This is a genomic window from Rhizobium sp. SRDI943 (assembly GCF_057653695.1).
In genome coordinates this window covers 277,227-290,376 of record NZ_JBYGKN010000003.1, presented here as the reverse complement: position 1 = coordinate 290,376, position 13,150 = coordinate 277,227, and the positions used below count along the sequence as shown (strand labels likewise).

At 63.4% G+C, this 13,150-nt stretch carries 11 protein-coding genes; all 11 read right to left on the bottom strand.

What is annotated here, in order from left to right:
• Positions 1–56: 56 nt before the first annotated feature.
• The 11 genes from AC245Y_RS32585 to AC245Y_RS32535 all read right to left on the bottom strand — a co-directional run bounded on the left by AC245Y_RS32585 (position 57) and on the right by AC245Y_RS32535 (position 13,084).
• Positions 57–1,712 carry a GGDEF domain-containing protein gene (locus AC245Y_RS32585; protein ID WP_017997210.1) on the bottom strand — a complete coding sequence of 552 codons (1,656 nt, stop codon included), beginning with the start codon at positions 1,710–1,712 and terminating at the stop codon, positions 57–59.
• Positions 1,713–1,843: 131 nt separating this feature from the next.
• On the bottom strand, positions 1,844–2,707 hold the full coding sequence (locus AC245Y_RS32580) for a glycerophosphodiester phosphodiesterase (protein WP_172643745.1): 864 nt from the start codon (positions 2,705–2,707) through the stop codon (positions 1,844–1,846).
• Positions 2,708–2,778: 71 nt separating this feature from the next.
• Positions 2,779–3,873: a pyridoxal-phosphate-dependent aminotransferase family protein gene (locus AC245Y_RS32575; RefSeq protein ID WP_012760039.1), complete on the bottom strand. Its 1,095-nt coding sequence runs from the start codon at positions 3,871–3,873 to the stop codon at positions 2,779–2,781.
• A gap of 11 nt (positions 3,874–3,884) precedes the next feature.
• Positions 3,885–4,664, bottom strand: a complete 780-nt coding sequence (locus tag AC245Y_RS32570) for an ABC transporter ATP-binding protein (RefSeq protein ID WP_017997208.1) — start codon at positions 4,662–4,664, stop codon at positions 3,885–3,887.
• Complete coding sequence (locus AC245Y_RS32565) at positions 4,661–5,449, bottom strand: ABC transporter ATP-binding protein (protein WP_017997207.1); 789 nt, start codon at positions 5,447–5,449, stop codon at positions 4,661–4,663. The genes AC245Y_RS32570 and AC245Y_RS32565 overlap by 4 nt, the downstream gene beginning before the upstream one ends.
• The gene (locus tag AC245Y_RS32560) at positions 5,446–6,270 is read right to left on the bottom strand and encodes an ABC transporter permease (RefSeq protein WP_017997206.1); all 825 of its coding nucleotides are present in this window, start codon (positions 6,268–6,270) and stop codon (positions 5,446–5,448) included. Before AC245Y_RS32560 ends, AC245Y_RS32565 begins: the two co-directional genes overlap by 4 nt.
• Positions 6,267–7,256 (bottom strand): ABC transporter permease, encoded by a 990-nt coding sequence (locus tag AC245Y_RS32555; protein WP_017997205.1) that lies wholly within the window; start codon positions 7,254–7,256, stop codon positions 6,267–6,269. Before AC245Y_RS32555 ends, AC245Y_RS32560 begins: the two co-directional genes overlap by 4 nt.
• Before the next feature lie 40 nt (positions 7,257–7,296).
• On the bottom strand, positions 7,297–8,907 hold the full coding sequence (locus tag AC245Y_RS32550) for an ABC transporter substrate-binding protein (protein WP_017997204.1): 1,611 nt from the start codon (positions 8,905–8,907) through the stop codon (positions 7,297–7,299).
• 220 nt (positions 8,908–9,127) lie between these two features.
• Positions 9,128–10,525: an LLM class flavin-dependent oxidoreductase gene (locus AC245Y_RS32545; protein WP_017997203.1), complete on the bottom strand. Its 1,398-nt coding sequence runs from the start codon at positions 10,523–10,525 to the stop codon at positions 9,128–9,130.
• A gap of 16 nt (positions 10,526–10,541) precedes the next feature.
• On the bottom strand, positions 10,542–11,603 hold the full coding sequence (locus AC245Y_RS32540) for an ABC transporter permease (RefSeq protein ID WP_017997202.1): 1,062 nt from the start codon (positions 11,601–11,603) through the stop codon (positions 10,542–10,544).
• Positions 11,600–13,084: a sugar ABC transporter ATP-binding protein gene (locus tag AC245Y_RS32535; protein ID WP_017997201.1), complete on the bottom strand. Its 1,485-nt coding sequence runs from the start codon at positions 13,082–13,084 to the stop codon at positions 11,600–11,602. The genes AC245Y_RS32540 and AC245Y_RS32535 overlap by 4 nt, the downstream gene beginning before the upstream one ends.
• Positions 13,085–13,150: the final 66 nt, after the last annotated feature.

The window sequence follows — 13,150 nt, the reverse complement described above, 5'->3', positions numbered from 1 at the left end:
CCCGGCGACGGGATCCGCCCGATTTCTGAGACTGCGAACTTTGCCCGGAACGCCCGTTACGCAACAACGCGATTGCGACCGGTCTTTTTCGCCGCATAGAGATTCTGATCAGCGATCGCCAAAATCTCGTTCGGAGACTTGGCAGACAGGGTACCGGCGACACCTATGCTGATCGTGACGTGCAGCCCGTTGCAGATCTCAGACCAATCCCATCGTTCAATGGCTGAACGCAGCCTCTCGCAGAGATCTGCGGCCCCTCGGGGAGCGCCGGCGAACAGGACGACGAATTCCTCGCCGCCAAACCGAATTGCCTGATCGGTAACGCGCAACTGGCTGCGCAATATGGTTCCAACGGCACTCAGGACCCGGTCACCGATCATGTGAGAGAAGTCGTCGTTGATCGACTTGAAGTGATCGACATCCAGCATCGCGATCGAATATGGACGCTTCTCAGATGTCAGCGCTTTAAAGCGGCTGTCGAGATATTTGCGATTATAGAGCCCGGTCAGTGCGTCCAGATAGACGGCATTTGCAAGGAGATCGGTTTGCTCCTGCAATTTCTGATAGGATGCCTCCAGCGTTTCTGCGCGCTTCGACTCCGTTTCGGCAACTTCCTTGAACCGTTTGGTTTCATAGTAGATTTCAGCGAGACGTGCGCGTCGCTGCGTACTCTCGGCGCTATTGCGCAAATAGGCTTGGTGGTATTTTTTATGGGCCGCCAGCGCCGGATCGAACTGTCCCAGCCCCTCATAGGCCTGCGACAGATAAAGATAGATCTGGACATAGGAATCGAAACTGCCGCCGGCGTCGATCAGCTCCACCGCCTCGAGCAGCGGCGACAGGGCTTCGGTGAATTTTCCGGAATTGTTGTAGATCTGGCCCAAAGTGTAGAGATATTGCTGCCTGTCCCTGACATAGCTGTTCTCTTGAAACAGCCGATAGCGGGCCATGCACTGGAGCGCCTTCTCATGCTCGCCCAGGTGGCTGTAGAATTCGGCTTGGTTGCCGAGACAGAGGCGAGCGGCCCAGCTGTCGCCGATCTCGATTGCGATGTCGAGCGCCTGTTCGGTCAGTGCCAGCGCCCTGACCAGCATCTGGTGTTCTTCCTCCGGCTGGCCGAGCGCCCGCGCGATATATCCACCTTCCGAATGAGCGCCGCCGAGATTGATAAGCCACCAGCATTCATAGTTCTTATTGCCAATCGATCTGGCGAGTTCGACAGATCTCTCGCTCATCAAGATGGCCCGGTCGGGCTGTTTGTTGCACCAGAAGATAATCCCTATGACGTTGGTGGCCAGGCTTTGTGCTTTCGGATCCGCGGCCTTGTCGGCCAGATCCAACGCGCGGGTCGCTTCTTCGATCGCTTCCTCCGGCAAGCCCAGTTCCAAGAGCAACCATCCGAAATAGGCCCGGGCACAGGCTTCCTCTTTGCGCTCCCCGTGCAATTTCCAGAAGTCTATCGCCCGCCGGACATGCGTCAGCCCAAGTTCGGCCTTGCCGATTTGAAAACAGTACCAGGCAATATCGGTGTCGCATTGCGCGGCGAGCCGATCGTCGCCCCGCGCCTTGGCATCAACAAGAATTTTGCCGGCCAGCGTGAGGGCCTCAACCGAACGGCCTGTACATCCAAGATGCCACGCTTCCTGTAAGCTGGAATTTGCTTGTCGAGTATTTGCTTCGGCATCAACAATTTGCATATCGGACACCAACATTTGTCTGCTGGCTATGGATAGCATCAGAAGTTTAAAATGATGCAAACTGCAAAAAGCAGGCGACAAACCTAGAAACAGGGTAGCGAAAGCCTCTCACACCTTTTTCGGCATCATGCTCCAACGCCCACCGGTTAATTCGCCATGCGGCGGCCCCAGCCGCGTTCAGTCGCCGGCGCCTCGTCGGTGGTGATCTGATCCGGCTTCAGGGCCATCAGCGCTGAAAAGCCTCGCCATTCCTCTTCGCTGAAACCGGCCTCCGGATCCTTCAGGGTGAAGGTCCAGGCATCAACGCGTTTGCCTTCGTCCCGGCAGAGCGCGATCAAGTCGAGACCTTGATTGGCGGCATCAAGGATCAGCGGCCAGTGCAGATAGATCGTGTCCGGTTCAGTCGGGCCGCGCAGGTCAGCGCGCAGTTCCGTCTCGACCGCCTTCCAGCCGTTGGCCATCCTGATATCGTAGAGCTTGTTGGTCGGATCGATGCCGCGCAGGAGATGGGGAAGCTTCTCCTTGACCGCGATGATGAGGTCGAGACTGTCGCCGCTGACAATCACCGAGGCGGCGATATCCCTAAAATGCGCGGCCAGATGCGCGACGCCCTTGGCGCCGATCGCTTCAAAGTCATCCTTCATGTCGAATTGCAGCAGTGCGGCTGGATGCGTCGATTGCATCATGGCGGCAAGATCCTCGCTGAGGATCAGCGGCCGGTCGCCCTCTTGCATCCTGATATCGCTGAGGTCACCGATACTCTTTTCGGCGACCGGTCCATGTCCTGTCGTCTCGCCTTCGAGATCCTTGTCGTGCAGCACGACGAAACCGCCGTCGGCACGTACGCGCAGATCGAGCTCCATCGAAGCGCCTGCTGCAAATCCCTCCGCCATCACTTCGGCTGAGAACAACGGATCGGCAAACCGTTTGCGCAACCGGTGCCATTTCAGGCGGGTCCGGTGCCCCTCATGTGAAATCTCCAGGCCCTGCGCATCCAGCAATCTTGTCATCTGCACCAAGTCTCCGCGATACTACTCTCCTGCCTTGATGAACCATGATTATCAAGGGCCGAATACGGCTTTCATCGACTGTAGGCTGCGGATATTGCCTCCGAGGCGGCTGATATATCCGAGGGATGGCCTGCCTGCCTGAGAGCGGCGCCATACGCCACGACATTCGACAGCACCGTCTGGAATGCGGCGCGCGAACCCGTGTGGTTCAGCCGCACGAGACGGGCCGGCGCTGTTCCAACGCCTTCGCTCAGCTCGACCCCGAGCTGCCCGGCAGCTGCGATCAGCGCGGCAGGCGCGAGCGCCTCCGGCACCGGCACTGCCGTGACCAGGTTCGACGCCTTTACTGCCGGCACCCATCCCGGGGCACCGAGCGCGGCAAGCCCCGCTCGCGTCGCCGATGCCGCCAGCGCATGGCGAGCGACCACATTCTCCAGACCCTCGGCCTCGATGCGGTCGAGCGCTGTCTCCAGCGCGAAGAATTCCAGCGACGCCGGTGTTCCCGGCAGGCCACGCCGGCCGCCGTCGATCCAGCTCTTCAGATCGGCCAAAGACAAGATCGAATCGCGCGGTGCGCCGTCACTGAGGATCAAATCCCAGGCCCTGCCGCTGACCGAAAGCGCGGACACGCCAGCCGGACCGCCGAGCGCCTTCTGTGGCCCGATCACGGCGATGTCGATGCCGAGACCGTCGACATCGAGCTGATGGCCGCCGACCGATGCGACCGCGTCGACAACCGTGACGACGCCGCGAGCCCGGGCAAGCGCCAAGATCTCGGGCAGGGGGTTGAGAATGCCGCTTGCGGATTCCGCGTGCACCAGCGCGAGAACATCGATCTTCGGACCTGTCTGGAGCGCTTTGGCGACTGTTTCGATCTCGATCGGCAGGCCCGGTTCGGCGACGATATCAGCGACCGACGCGCCACCCCGCCGCAGCCATTGACCGAACCAGCCGCCATAGGGACTGGTGATGATGTTGAGTGCTGAAAGGCCGGGGCGCGCAAGGCTGAGCGCCGCCGCCTCCAGCGCCACCACCGCCTCGGCCTGCACCAGTAATATATCGTTGCGGCTGCACAATATGTCGCCGATCCTGTCGGCAAGGACGGCGTAGCGCTCCGCGGGATAGGAGGGCACGGCATGCAGGGGATTCCAACCAAGATCGGACATGGATACTTCCTTCAGCAAAGATCGGTCACGAGACGGGGGACGGCGCCCACGAGCGCGCGGGCGGCCTCCGATTGCGGAGCGGCAACGACCGCCGCTGCCGGACCGGTCTCGACGATCCGTCCGCCATCGATAACGGCGATGCGGTGGGAAACGGCGCGCACCACGGCCAGATCGTGCGAAATGAACAGACAGGCAATGCCCTGTTCTTTCTGCAGATCGACCAGAAGCTCCAGGATCCTGCCACGCACGGTGACGTCGAGCGCCGAGACCGCCTCGTCGAGCACCAGCATCGACGGCCGCGTCGCAATCGCCCGCGCAATCGCCACGCGCTGGCGCTGGCCGCCGGAGAGCGAACGCACCGGCCGGGCGGCATAATCGGCGGTGAGGCCGACACGCTCTAGCAGATCGACGATCTCGCCGGGGCGCCGGTCTTTTGCGACGCCGTGGATGCGAAGCGGATCGTCGAGCACTGCACTAACGCTCGCCAACGGATTGAAGGCGGCGAGCGGATCCTGAAACACCATCTGCATACGCGCCCGCCGGCGGCGTAAAGGCGCGCCATTCAGCGCGAGCCAATCCTCTCCCTCGAAGCGAATCGAGCCGGCATCGGCAGCAACAAGCCGCAGCAGGATGCGCGACAGCGTCGATTTTCCGCTGCCGGAGGCGCCGACGAGGCCGAGCGTTTCCCCAGGCGCGATCGTCAGCGACACATTGTCGAGAGCGGCAACCTGGCGGCCCGCAGAAGCAAACCCTTTCGACAGGTTTTCGACGGAAAGCAGCACATCGTTCATGGTAGCTCCTCCGCGATCAGCGGCGGCGTCGCGAGGTCACGATGGCTGGCGATGAGGGCGGCAGTATAGTCGCTCTTGGGCGCTGAAAGCACCGAACGGACGGGGCCCGCCTCGACTAGCCTCGCATTGCGGAAGACGGCGATGCGATCGACGAAGCCGGAGACCAGCGCGATGTCATGGGTGATGAAGAGAAGCGTCATGCCATCCTCGCGCACCAGCCCGTCGAGCAGCCGGACGATCTCGGCCTGGACGACGACGTCCAGCGCGCTGGTCGCCTCGTCGGCGATCAGCAGCGCAGGCCTCGCGGCAATGGCCGCCGCAATCGCCACGCGTTGGCGCTGGCCGCCGGAAAGCTGATGCGGAAAGGCCCGCATCGCCTTGTCGGGCTGCGGTATCCGTACCCGCTCGAGTAATTCTTCGGCCCTGGCATAGGCCTGTTTCCAGCTGAGGCCGAGGTGGCGCCTGGCGCCCTCGGCGATCTGCTCGCCGATCGTCAGGACGGGATTGAGGCTGGAGCCCGGATCCTGGAAGACGAAGCCGAAATCGCGGCCGGGACGAGGCGGATGGCCAAGTGCAGGCCAGAGCATCTCGCCCCGGACCTTAGCGCCCTCCGGCAGCAGGCCTGCAAGCGCGCGGGCGAGCGTGCTCTTGCCGGAGCCGCTTTCGCCGATGATCGCCAGCCTTTCGCCGGCGGCGATATCGAGATCGACACTGTCGAGCGCGGCAGCAGCGCCGCGCCCATAGGTGACTGAAAGCTGCCGCAGGCTGCAGAAGATGCCGCTCATGCCGCCCTCGCATCGTTATCGCCGAGCGCCTTGCCGAGACCCTCGCTGAAGAGATGGACGCCGAGCACGGTGATGGCGAGCGCCGCGCCCGGTATGACGGAGAGATAGGATGCCGAGCGCAGCACGCTGCGGCCCTCGGCGATCATCGAACCCCAGGTGGCGATATTGGGGTTGCCGAGGCCAAGGAAGGACAGCGCTGCCTCGGTGAGGATCGCGCCGGCGACGATGGTGGCGGAGAGCGCCAGCACCGGCGGCAGCGCGTTCGGCAGGATTTCCCGGAAGGCGATCTCGGCCGGATGCATGCCGATCACCCTTGCCGAGGCGACGTAATCCTGCTCGCGGATGGCAAGCACCTGCGCTCGCGTCAGCCGCGCCGGATCGGCCCAGGTGCCGAGCGCAATGGCAATGACGACGACAGGCGTCGAGACGCCGATGGTGCTGACGAAGGCAAGGGCAAGCAGAAAAGCCGGCACGATCTGGAAGGCGTCGACCACGCGCATCAGCGCTTCGTCGACGAGCCCGCCGGCAAAACCGGCGGCCATGCCGACGCAGAGCCCAAGCACCATGGCCGAAAACGCTGCCGCAAGGCCAACGGCCAGCGAGGTCCGCGCGCCATAAAGCAGGCCCGCCAGCACGTCGCGGCCGAGCCGGTCGGTGCCGAGCGGAAAAGCCGGATCGGTGAAGGGCGTCAGCAGCGCACGGCCGGCAATCTTCAGTGGATCGCCCGGTGAAAGGATAGGGGCGAGCAGCCCGGCCGAAAGCAGGACGAGAAGGATCACAAGCCCGATCACGCCTTCCGGCGTGCGCAGCAGGCGGCTCATGTGCCGCCCTCCGAAGCGCCGATGCGCGGGTCGAGTGCTGCATAGACGAGATCGACGAGGAAATTGACGGAAATGACGAGGACGGCGCTGGTGACGACGATGCCCATCAACAGCGGCGCGTCGCGGCCATTGACCGCCTCTTGCGCCAGACGCCCGAAACCCGGGATCGCAAAGACGCTCTCGATCACCACGCTGCCGCCGAGCATCGCCGCCGATTGCAGTCCGAGCATGGTGACGAGCGGCAGCAGCGCATTGCGCGCCACGTGGCGCAGCACGATCCGGCTCCGCGACAGGCCCTTGGCGCGGGCGAAGAGCACGAAATCGAGCTTCCACGCCTCGACCATGCCGCTGCGCATCACCCGCAGGAACAAGGCGAGATAGATTAGGGCGAGCGCGCCGACCGGCAGAACGAGATGATCGGCGATATCGAGCGCGCGCGAAAATCCTGTCTTGCCGGAAGCGATCGTCTCGACGCCGGCGATCGGAAACCAGCGCAGCTTCACCGAAAAGGCGATACTCAGAACCAGGCCGAGCCAGAAGCTTGGAATGGCATAGACGATCAGCGAACCGATCGACAGCAGCCGATCGCGCATGCTGCCCGGCCGCGCGCCGGCAAGAATGCCCAGCGCCGAGCCGAGGCCGAAGGAGAGCGCGGTGGCGCTGCCCATCAGGAGCAGCGTATTGGGCAGGCGCTCGGCAATAAGCGCGCCAACCGGCCGGCCGAAGGCGACCGACCAGCCGAGATTGAGCCGCGCCAGCGATGAGAGATAGAGCCAGAGGCGCGCAAGCATGGACTGGTCGAGACCGTAACTCTCGCGCAGCGACTGCCTAAGTGCCGCATCGCCGCCGCCGATCGAGCCGAGATAGGCGTCGACCGCATCGCCCGAGGCTGACTCAAGCAAGAAAAAGGTGAAGATCACCACGATCAGCAGCACCGGAATACTACTGATCGCCCTGCGCCTCAGGAGGATGATGGCTCGTTTCACGCCTGACAGGGCCTCTGGAAGGGAATTGCCGCCGATCCTATCACGATTGCAGCGCGGTATCGCCCCAGTTCGAGACGGCCCAGCGCGGATTGTTCGAGACGTTAAGCACGGTGTCGCGCGCAACGGTTATGAAGCCCCATTCAGCGACGTTGATCAGCGGCAGGTCAGCGACGACGAGCTGCTGGAACTTGCGGTAGAGATCGGTGCGCGCCGCCGTGTCGACGGTTTCGGAGGCCTGCTTGATGATCTTGTCGAGCTCCGGATTGACGTAGCCGCCCTGGTTGGAAAAGGGCACGCCGGCTGGGGTGCCGGACTGGACGAGAATGGTGGTGGAGATCGCCGGATCGCCGCGGAAAACCGGTGGGCCGACGGCGAGGTCGAAGTCGTGGTCGGTATAAACAGCCTTCTGGTGTGCGGCCGCATCGGCATTGACGATCTCGGCATTGATGCCGATCACGGCCAGCGCCTGGCGAAGATAATCGCCGAACTGGCGGGTCTCGTTGAAATAGGGCGCGGGGCGGAGCTTCAGCGTAAAGCGGTTGCCATCAGGGCCCTGCTTATATCCGGCCTTGTCGAGAATGTCGTTGGCCGCAGCCGGATTGAAATCATAGGCCGCGACATCCGGCGTATAAAACTGCAGCGCATTCTTCGGCACCGGGCCGGTCGCGGCGGCGGCGTAACCGAGGAAGATCGTGTCGACCACGAATTTCTTGTCGATCGCCTGCGCGATCGCCTGACGGACCCTGAGGTCGGCCAACTCCTTGCGGCGGTGATTGATCTCGACGACGAGCTGATAGGTCAAAGCCTCATAGCCCTTCGAAATCACCTTGATGCCGGCGACCTTCGAGATGCGGTCGAGATCGGCCAGCGGCACCGCCGAGAAGGCGGCAAGCTGGATTTCCTCGGCTTCGAGCGCCGAACCCGCCGCTTCGCGATCGGGCAGCACGCGGAAGACGATCTCATCGAGTTTCGGCTGGTCCTTGTCCCAATAATTCTCGTTGCGCGCCAGCCGGTAATATTCGCCAGGCTTGTGTTCGGCGAACTTGAACGGGCCGGTGCCGATCAGCGTGTTGTTGGCCGGGTTGGTGGCGATGTCGGTGCCGTCGAAGATGTGCTTGGCGACGACGCTGGTGACGACAGGCAGCGCGTTGCGGATCAATTGGAACGGCGTTGGCTTGGAGAAGCGGAAGATGGCGGTGTAATCGTCGGGCGTGTCGACGGCTTCGAGATTGGCGAAGACCAGGCGGCCGAGATTCTGCAGCGGCTTCCAGATATTGAGCGCGGAGAAGGCGACATCGACTGAGGTGAACGGCTTGCCGTCGTGCCAGGTGACGCCGTCGCGCAGCTTGAAGGTGACGGAGAGGCCGTCATCCGAGCCCTCCCAGGAGGTGGCAAGGCGCGGCGCAAGCCCGTCCTTGCCGTCGAACGACGCTTCGGCCAGCGGCTCGATCACCTTGCTTGCGACGAAGAAGACGCCGTTCGAGGCGACGATCGCAGGATTGAGGTTCTTCGGCTCGGAATCGGCCGCAACGATCAGCCGGCCGCCGGCGGGAGCAGCTTGCGCAAGCGCCTGTCGGGCGAGCGCCGTCGAAGCAAGCAGCAGGGCAGTGCCCTTCATCAGCGTGCGCCGCGAGATAGATGATACGGTCATGACCCCTCCTGGTCGGTGAACAATTCGCCAGACTATATTCGAAGCGAAAAGATCATTGCGACGGATATTAAATTCAAATGCGCAAGCCGGGCGAGATATTTTTCTGCCCTGTGCGCATTCGCCACTGCATAATTCTAAGGAATTATGCAGCAATTCAAAGTGTTACAGCGACCTTTGCGCGTCTAAAAAGACGCGCGGCGCTGTGATCAATCACTGCCGGTCAGCCGCCGGCGGCAAGCCTGACCGGTTCTCCCGCCAGATTACGATAGGCAGCACCCGGATGCGGCGCGACAAGGCGCGGCCCCGCTCCCCCAAGCTTTTCCCGCAACGTCCCCTTGGCGTAGTCGGTCTTGTAGACGCCGCGCTTTTGCAGTTCCGGCACCAGCAGATCGACGGCATCCTCGAAACTCTCGGGCGTCACGGCATAGGCGAGGTTGAAGCCGTCGACATCGGTATCCTCGATCCATTCCTGCATCAGATCGGCGACCGTTTGCGGTGAGCCGACGAAAACAGGGCCGAAACCGCCGATGCCGACCCAATCGGCCATTTCGCGCACTGTCCATTCCTTGGTGGGATCGATTGTCGTGAAGGTTTCGACGGCCGATTGCACCGCATTGGTATGGCGGTGGCGCAGCACCTCGTCCGGTCCGAACTGGCCGAAATCGATGCCGGTCCAGCCGGAGATCAGCGTCAGCGCGCCCTCGAAGGAGGCGTATTTGCGGTATTCGTTGAACTTCCGCTGCGCCTCCGCATCCGTTTCGCCGAGGATCACGGTCTGCAGGTTGAAGGCAAGGATTTCGCGCGGGTTGCGGCCGATCCGTTCGGCCGCCTCGCGGACATTGGCGACATAACGCTTCAGCACAGGCTTCGACGGCGACGCGACGAAGATGCACTCGGCATGGGCGCCGGCGAAATCCTTGCCGCGGCTGGAAGCACCGGCCTGATAGAGCACTGGCGTGCGCTGCGGCGAGGGCTCGCTCAAGTGAATGCCGGGCACGTTGAAATGCTTGCCGGCATGGCGGATCGGGTGGACCTTGTCAGGATGGGTGAAGATACCGCTTTCCCGGTCGCGGACGACGGCGCCATCCTCCCAGCTTCCCTCCCAGAGCTTGTAGCAGACCTCGAGATATTCCTCGGCGAGGTCGTATCGGTCATCATGCTTCGTCTGCGCCGGCTGGCCGATATTGAGCGCGCCGCTGTTGAGATAGGAGGTGACGATATTCCAGCCGACGCGCCCCTTGGTCAGATGGTCGAGCGTCGATATGCGGCGGGCGAAGGTGTAGGGGTGCTCGAAGGAGAGCGACGCCGTGAGGCCGAAGCCAAGATGCTCGGTCTCGTAGGCCATGGTTGGGATCAGTTGCAGCGGATCATTGACCGGCACCTGCGCCGAATGGCGAAGTGCGGCATCGACATTGCCGTTCAGCACATCGTAGACACCGAGCACGTCGGCGATGAACAGCCCATCGAACTTGCCGCGCTCCAGCGTCTTTGCCAGATGCACCCAGTAGTCGAGATCCTTATAGGTCCAGGACTTGTCGCGCGGATGGCGCCAGAGCCCCGGCGACTGGTGTCCGACGCAATTCATGTCGAAGGCGTTCAGCCTGATTTCGCGGGTCATGTTTTCTTCCTTGGAATTAGGGATTGCTGCGGCCGAGGCCGTAGGTCAGCGCTAAGGCTCCGACGAGCACGGCGCCCTTGACGAAATCCTGGGTGTAGTAAGGGGCGTTCAGCATGGTGAGGCCGTTCAGCAGCACGCCGACGAAGACCGCGCCGGCAATGGTGCCAAGCACGTTTGGACGCCGCAGGTTGAAGACGGCAAAGCCGATCAATGCGGCAGCGACCGAATCCATCAGCAGCGAGCCGCCGGACGAGATATCACCACGCCCGACGCGGGCGGCGATGACAATGCCGCCGAGCGATGCCAGCGTGCCCGATAGGACATAGGCGAGCGTCTTCAGCCGCGCCGTCGAGGCGCCGGCAAGCCGGGTGGCGACCTCGTTGCCGCCGGTCGCAAACAATAGCCGGCCGATGCGGGTGCGTTCGGTGAGAATGAAGAGTGCGATGGCGACCACCGCCATCAGCACCACCGAAACGGGCAGGGTGCCGAGGATGCTGTAGCGGCCGATCAGCAAAAAGGCGGGGTCGTAGGCGCCGGTCGCCTTCGAGCCGTCGGGCAAAGTGAGGCCGGCCGAAATCGACCGGCCGGCGGTCGGGATCAGCTGCAGGCCGGAAAGCAGAAACATCATCGCCAGCGTCGCCAAGAGATCCGGCACCTTCAGGCGCACGATGAGGAAGGCGTTGACGAGGCCGATCAGGGCGCCAAAGGCGAGCACCAGCGGCACCGTCGCATAGGCATCAAGGCCCCAGACGATCATCGCGTAACTCGCCGCCATCACGCTCGATGCGGCGACCGCGCCGATCGACAGGTCGAAACCGCCGACAGCCAGTGTGACGGTGACGCCGGCGCCGAGGATGGCGACGACGGACACCGCCTGCAGGATGCTCATCAGATTGGCGATATTGATGAAGGCGGGTTGGGCAATGGTGAAGCCGACGATGAGCAGCGCCAGCAGGATGAACACCGCGCCCGCACGCAGGAACGCCCCGAGGGCGGCGAGACGGCCGTTATCGGCTTGCGGCGAGGCCCTCGGCCGGACGCTTGCCTGTGGAAGAGTGTCGTCGTCGATCGTCGTCATGCGGATATTCCCTGGATGGCAGAGGAAAGAGCGGCCCCGTCTGCCGCAGGCCTCAACACGTGGTGGTCGATCACGAGGATGCGGTCGGCCACCTCATAGGCCTCCTCCGGGTCGGAGGTCGCGATCAGCGTCGCCCGGTCGGTGCGGGCGCGAATTGCCCGGATGATGTCGTGACGGGCGCCGACGTCGACACCCTGGAAGGGTTCGTCGAGCAGCAGCAGCCGGCTCGGTTCCGCCTCCCAGCGGGCGATCACCGCCTTCTGCTGGTTGCCGCCCGACAGCGACCAGATCGAGGCGAGTGGACCCGCGGCCTTGATGCCGAGACGCGTGATCGCCTGTTCGGCCTCGCGTCGCTCACGGCCGCCGACAAGGAAACCGTGCGGATACCATTTGCCAAGATGCGGCAGGCTGATCGTCGCCGACAGCGAATGGCCGGGCCATGCCGGCGGCATCAGCGAGGAACGATGACGGTCTTCGGCCGCCATGGCGACACCCGATGCAATCGCTTCGGCCGGACCTTTCGGCCGGTAGGGCCGACCGCCGAGGAACATCGCACCGCCGGCAAGCGCCGTTACCCCGAAGATCGCCGATAGCAGCCGGCTCTTGCCGGCGCCGAGCACACCGGTCACCGCCACCACCTCGCCCTCATGCAATGACAGATCGAAGGAGGCGGCCCCAGAGAGCAGTCTGATATCGCGCATCTCGAAAATCACTGGTCCGGTCGCAGGCCGCACATCCGGCCGGGCCGCATCCAGTCTGCGGCCGATCATCGTCTCGATGGCGCTCGAAAAATCGATCGGCCGCGCGAAGGTGCCGACGACACGGCCGCCGCGCATGACGAGCGCGCGGTCGGCGATGGCTTCGAGGTCGGCGGTACGGTGCGAGATATAGAGGATCGCCAGTCCGCGCTTGCGCAGGCCGAGCAGAATATCGAAGAGGCGGCGGCCTTCCTCTCCGGAAAGGCTTGCCGTCGGCTCGTCGAGGATGAGGAGGTCGGCGCGGTTGGCAAGCGCCCGGGCGATCGCCACCAGTTGCCGGTCGGCGCTGGTGAGGTCACCGAAATCGCGGTCCAGCGGCAGGGTGAAGCCGGCGGCATCGAGCATGGACTGCGCGGCACGGCGGATGCCGGCGCGCGAGACGAAGAAGGGTGTGCTGCGATCGGCAAACCGGTTGAGCAGCAGGGCATCAGCAACGGTCAGACCGGCCGCGCCGACGAGATCCGTCGATTGATGCACCGTGACGACACCGGCCCTTGCCGCTTCGGCCGGGCTACGTGGCGCAAAGGCGCGGCCATCGAGGCTGACCATGCCGCCATCGGCCGGAAGCACGCCGGAAAGGATCTTGACCAGCGTCGATTTGCCTGCGCCGTTTGCGCCCATCAGCGCCACGATCTCGCCGCGTTCCATAGAAAAATCAGCGCCGGCAAGCGCCCGCGTCGACCCGAAACTGCGGGTGATATTTTCAATGTGAAGAAGCGGCATCGACAAAGGTCCGGGACTGTAATCGAAGCCGGAGTGTGCCCTGTCCGGGCGGTCGAACTCCAGGCA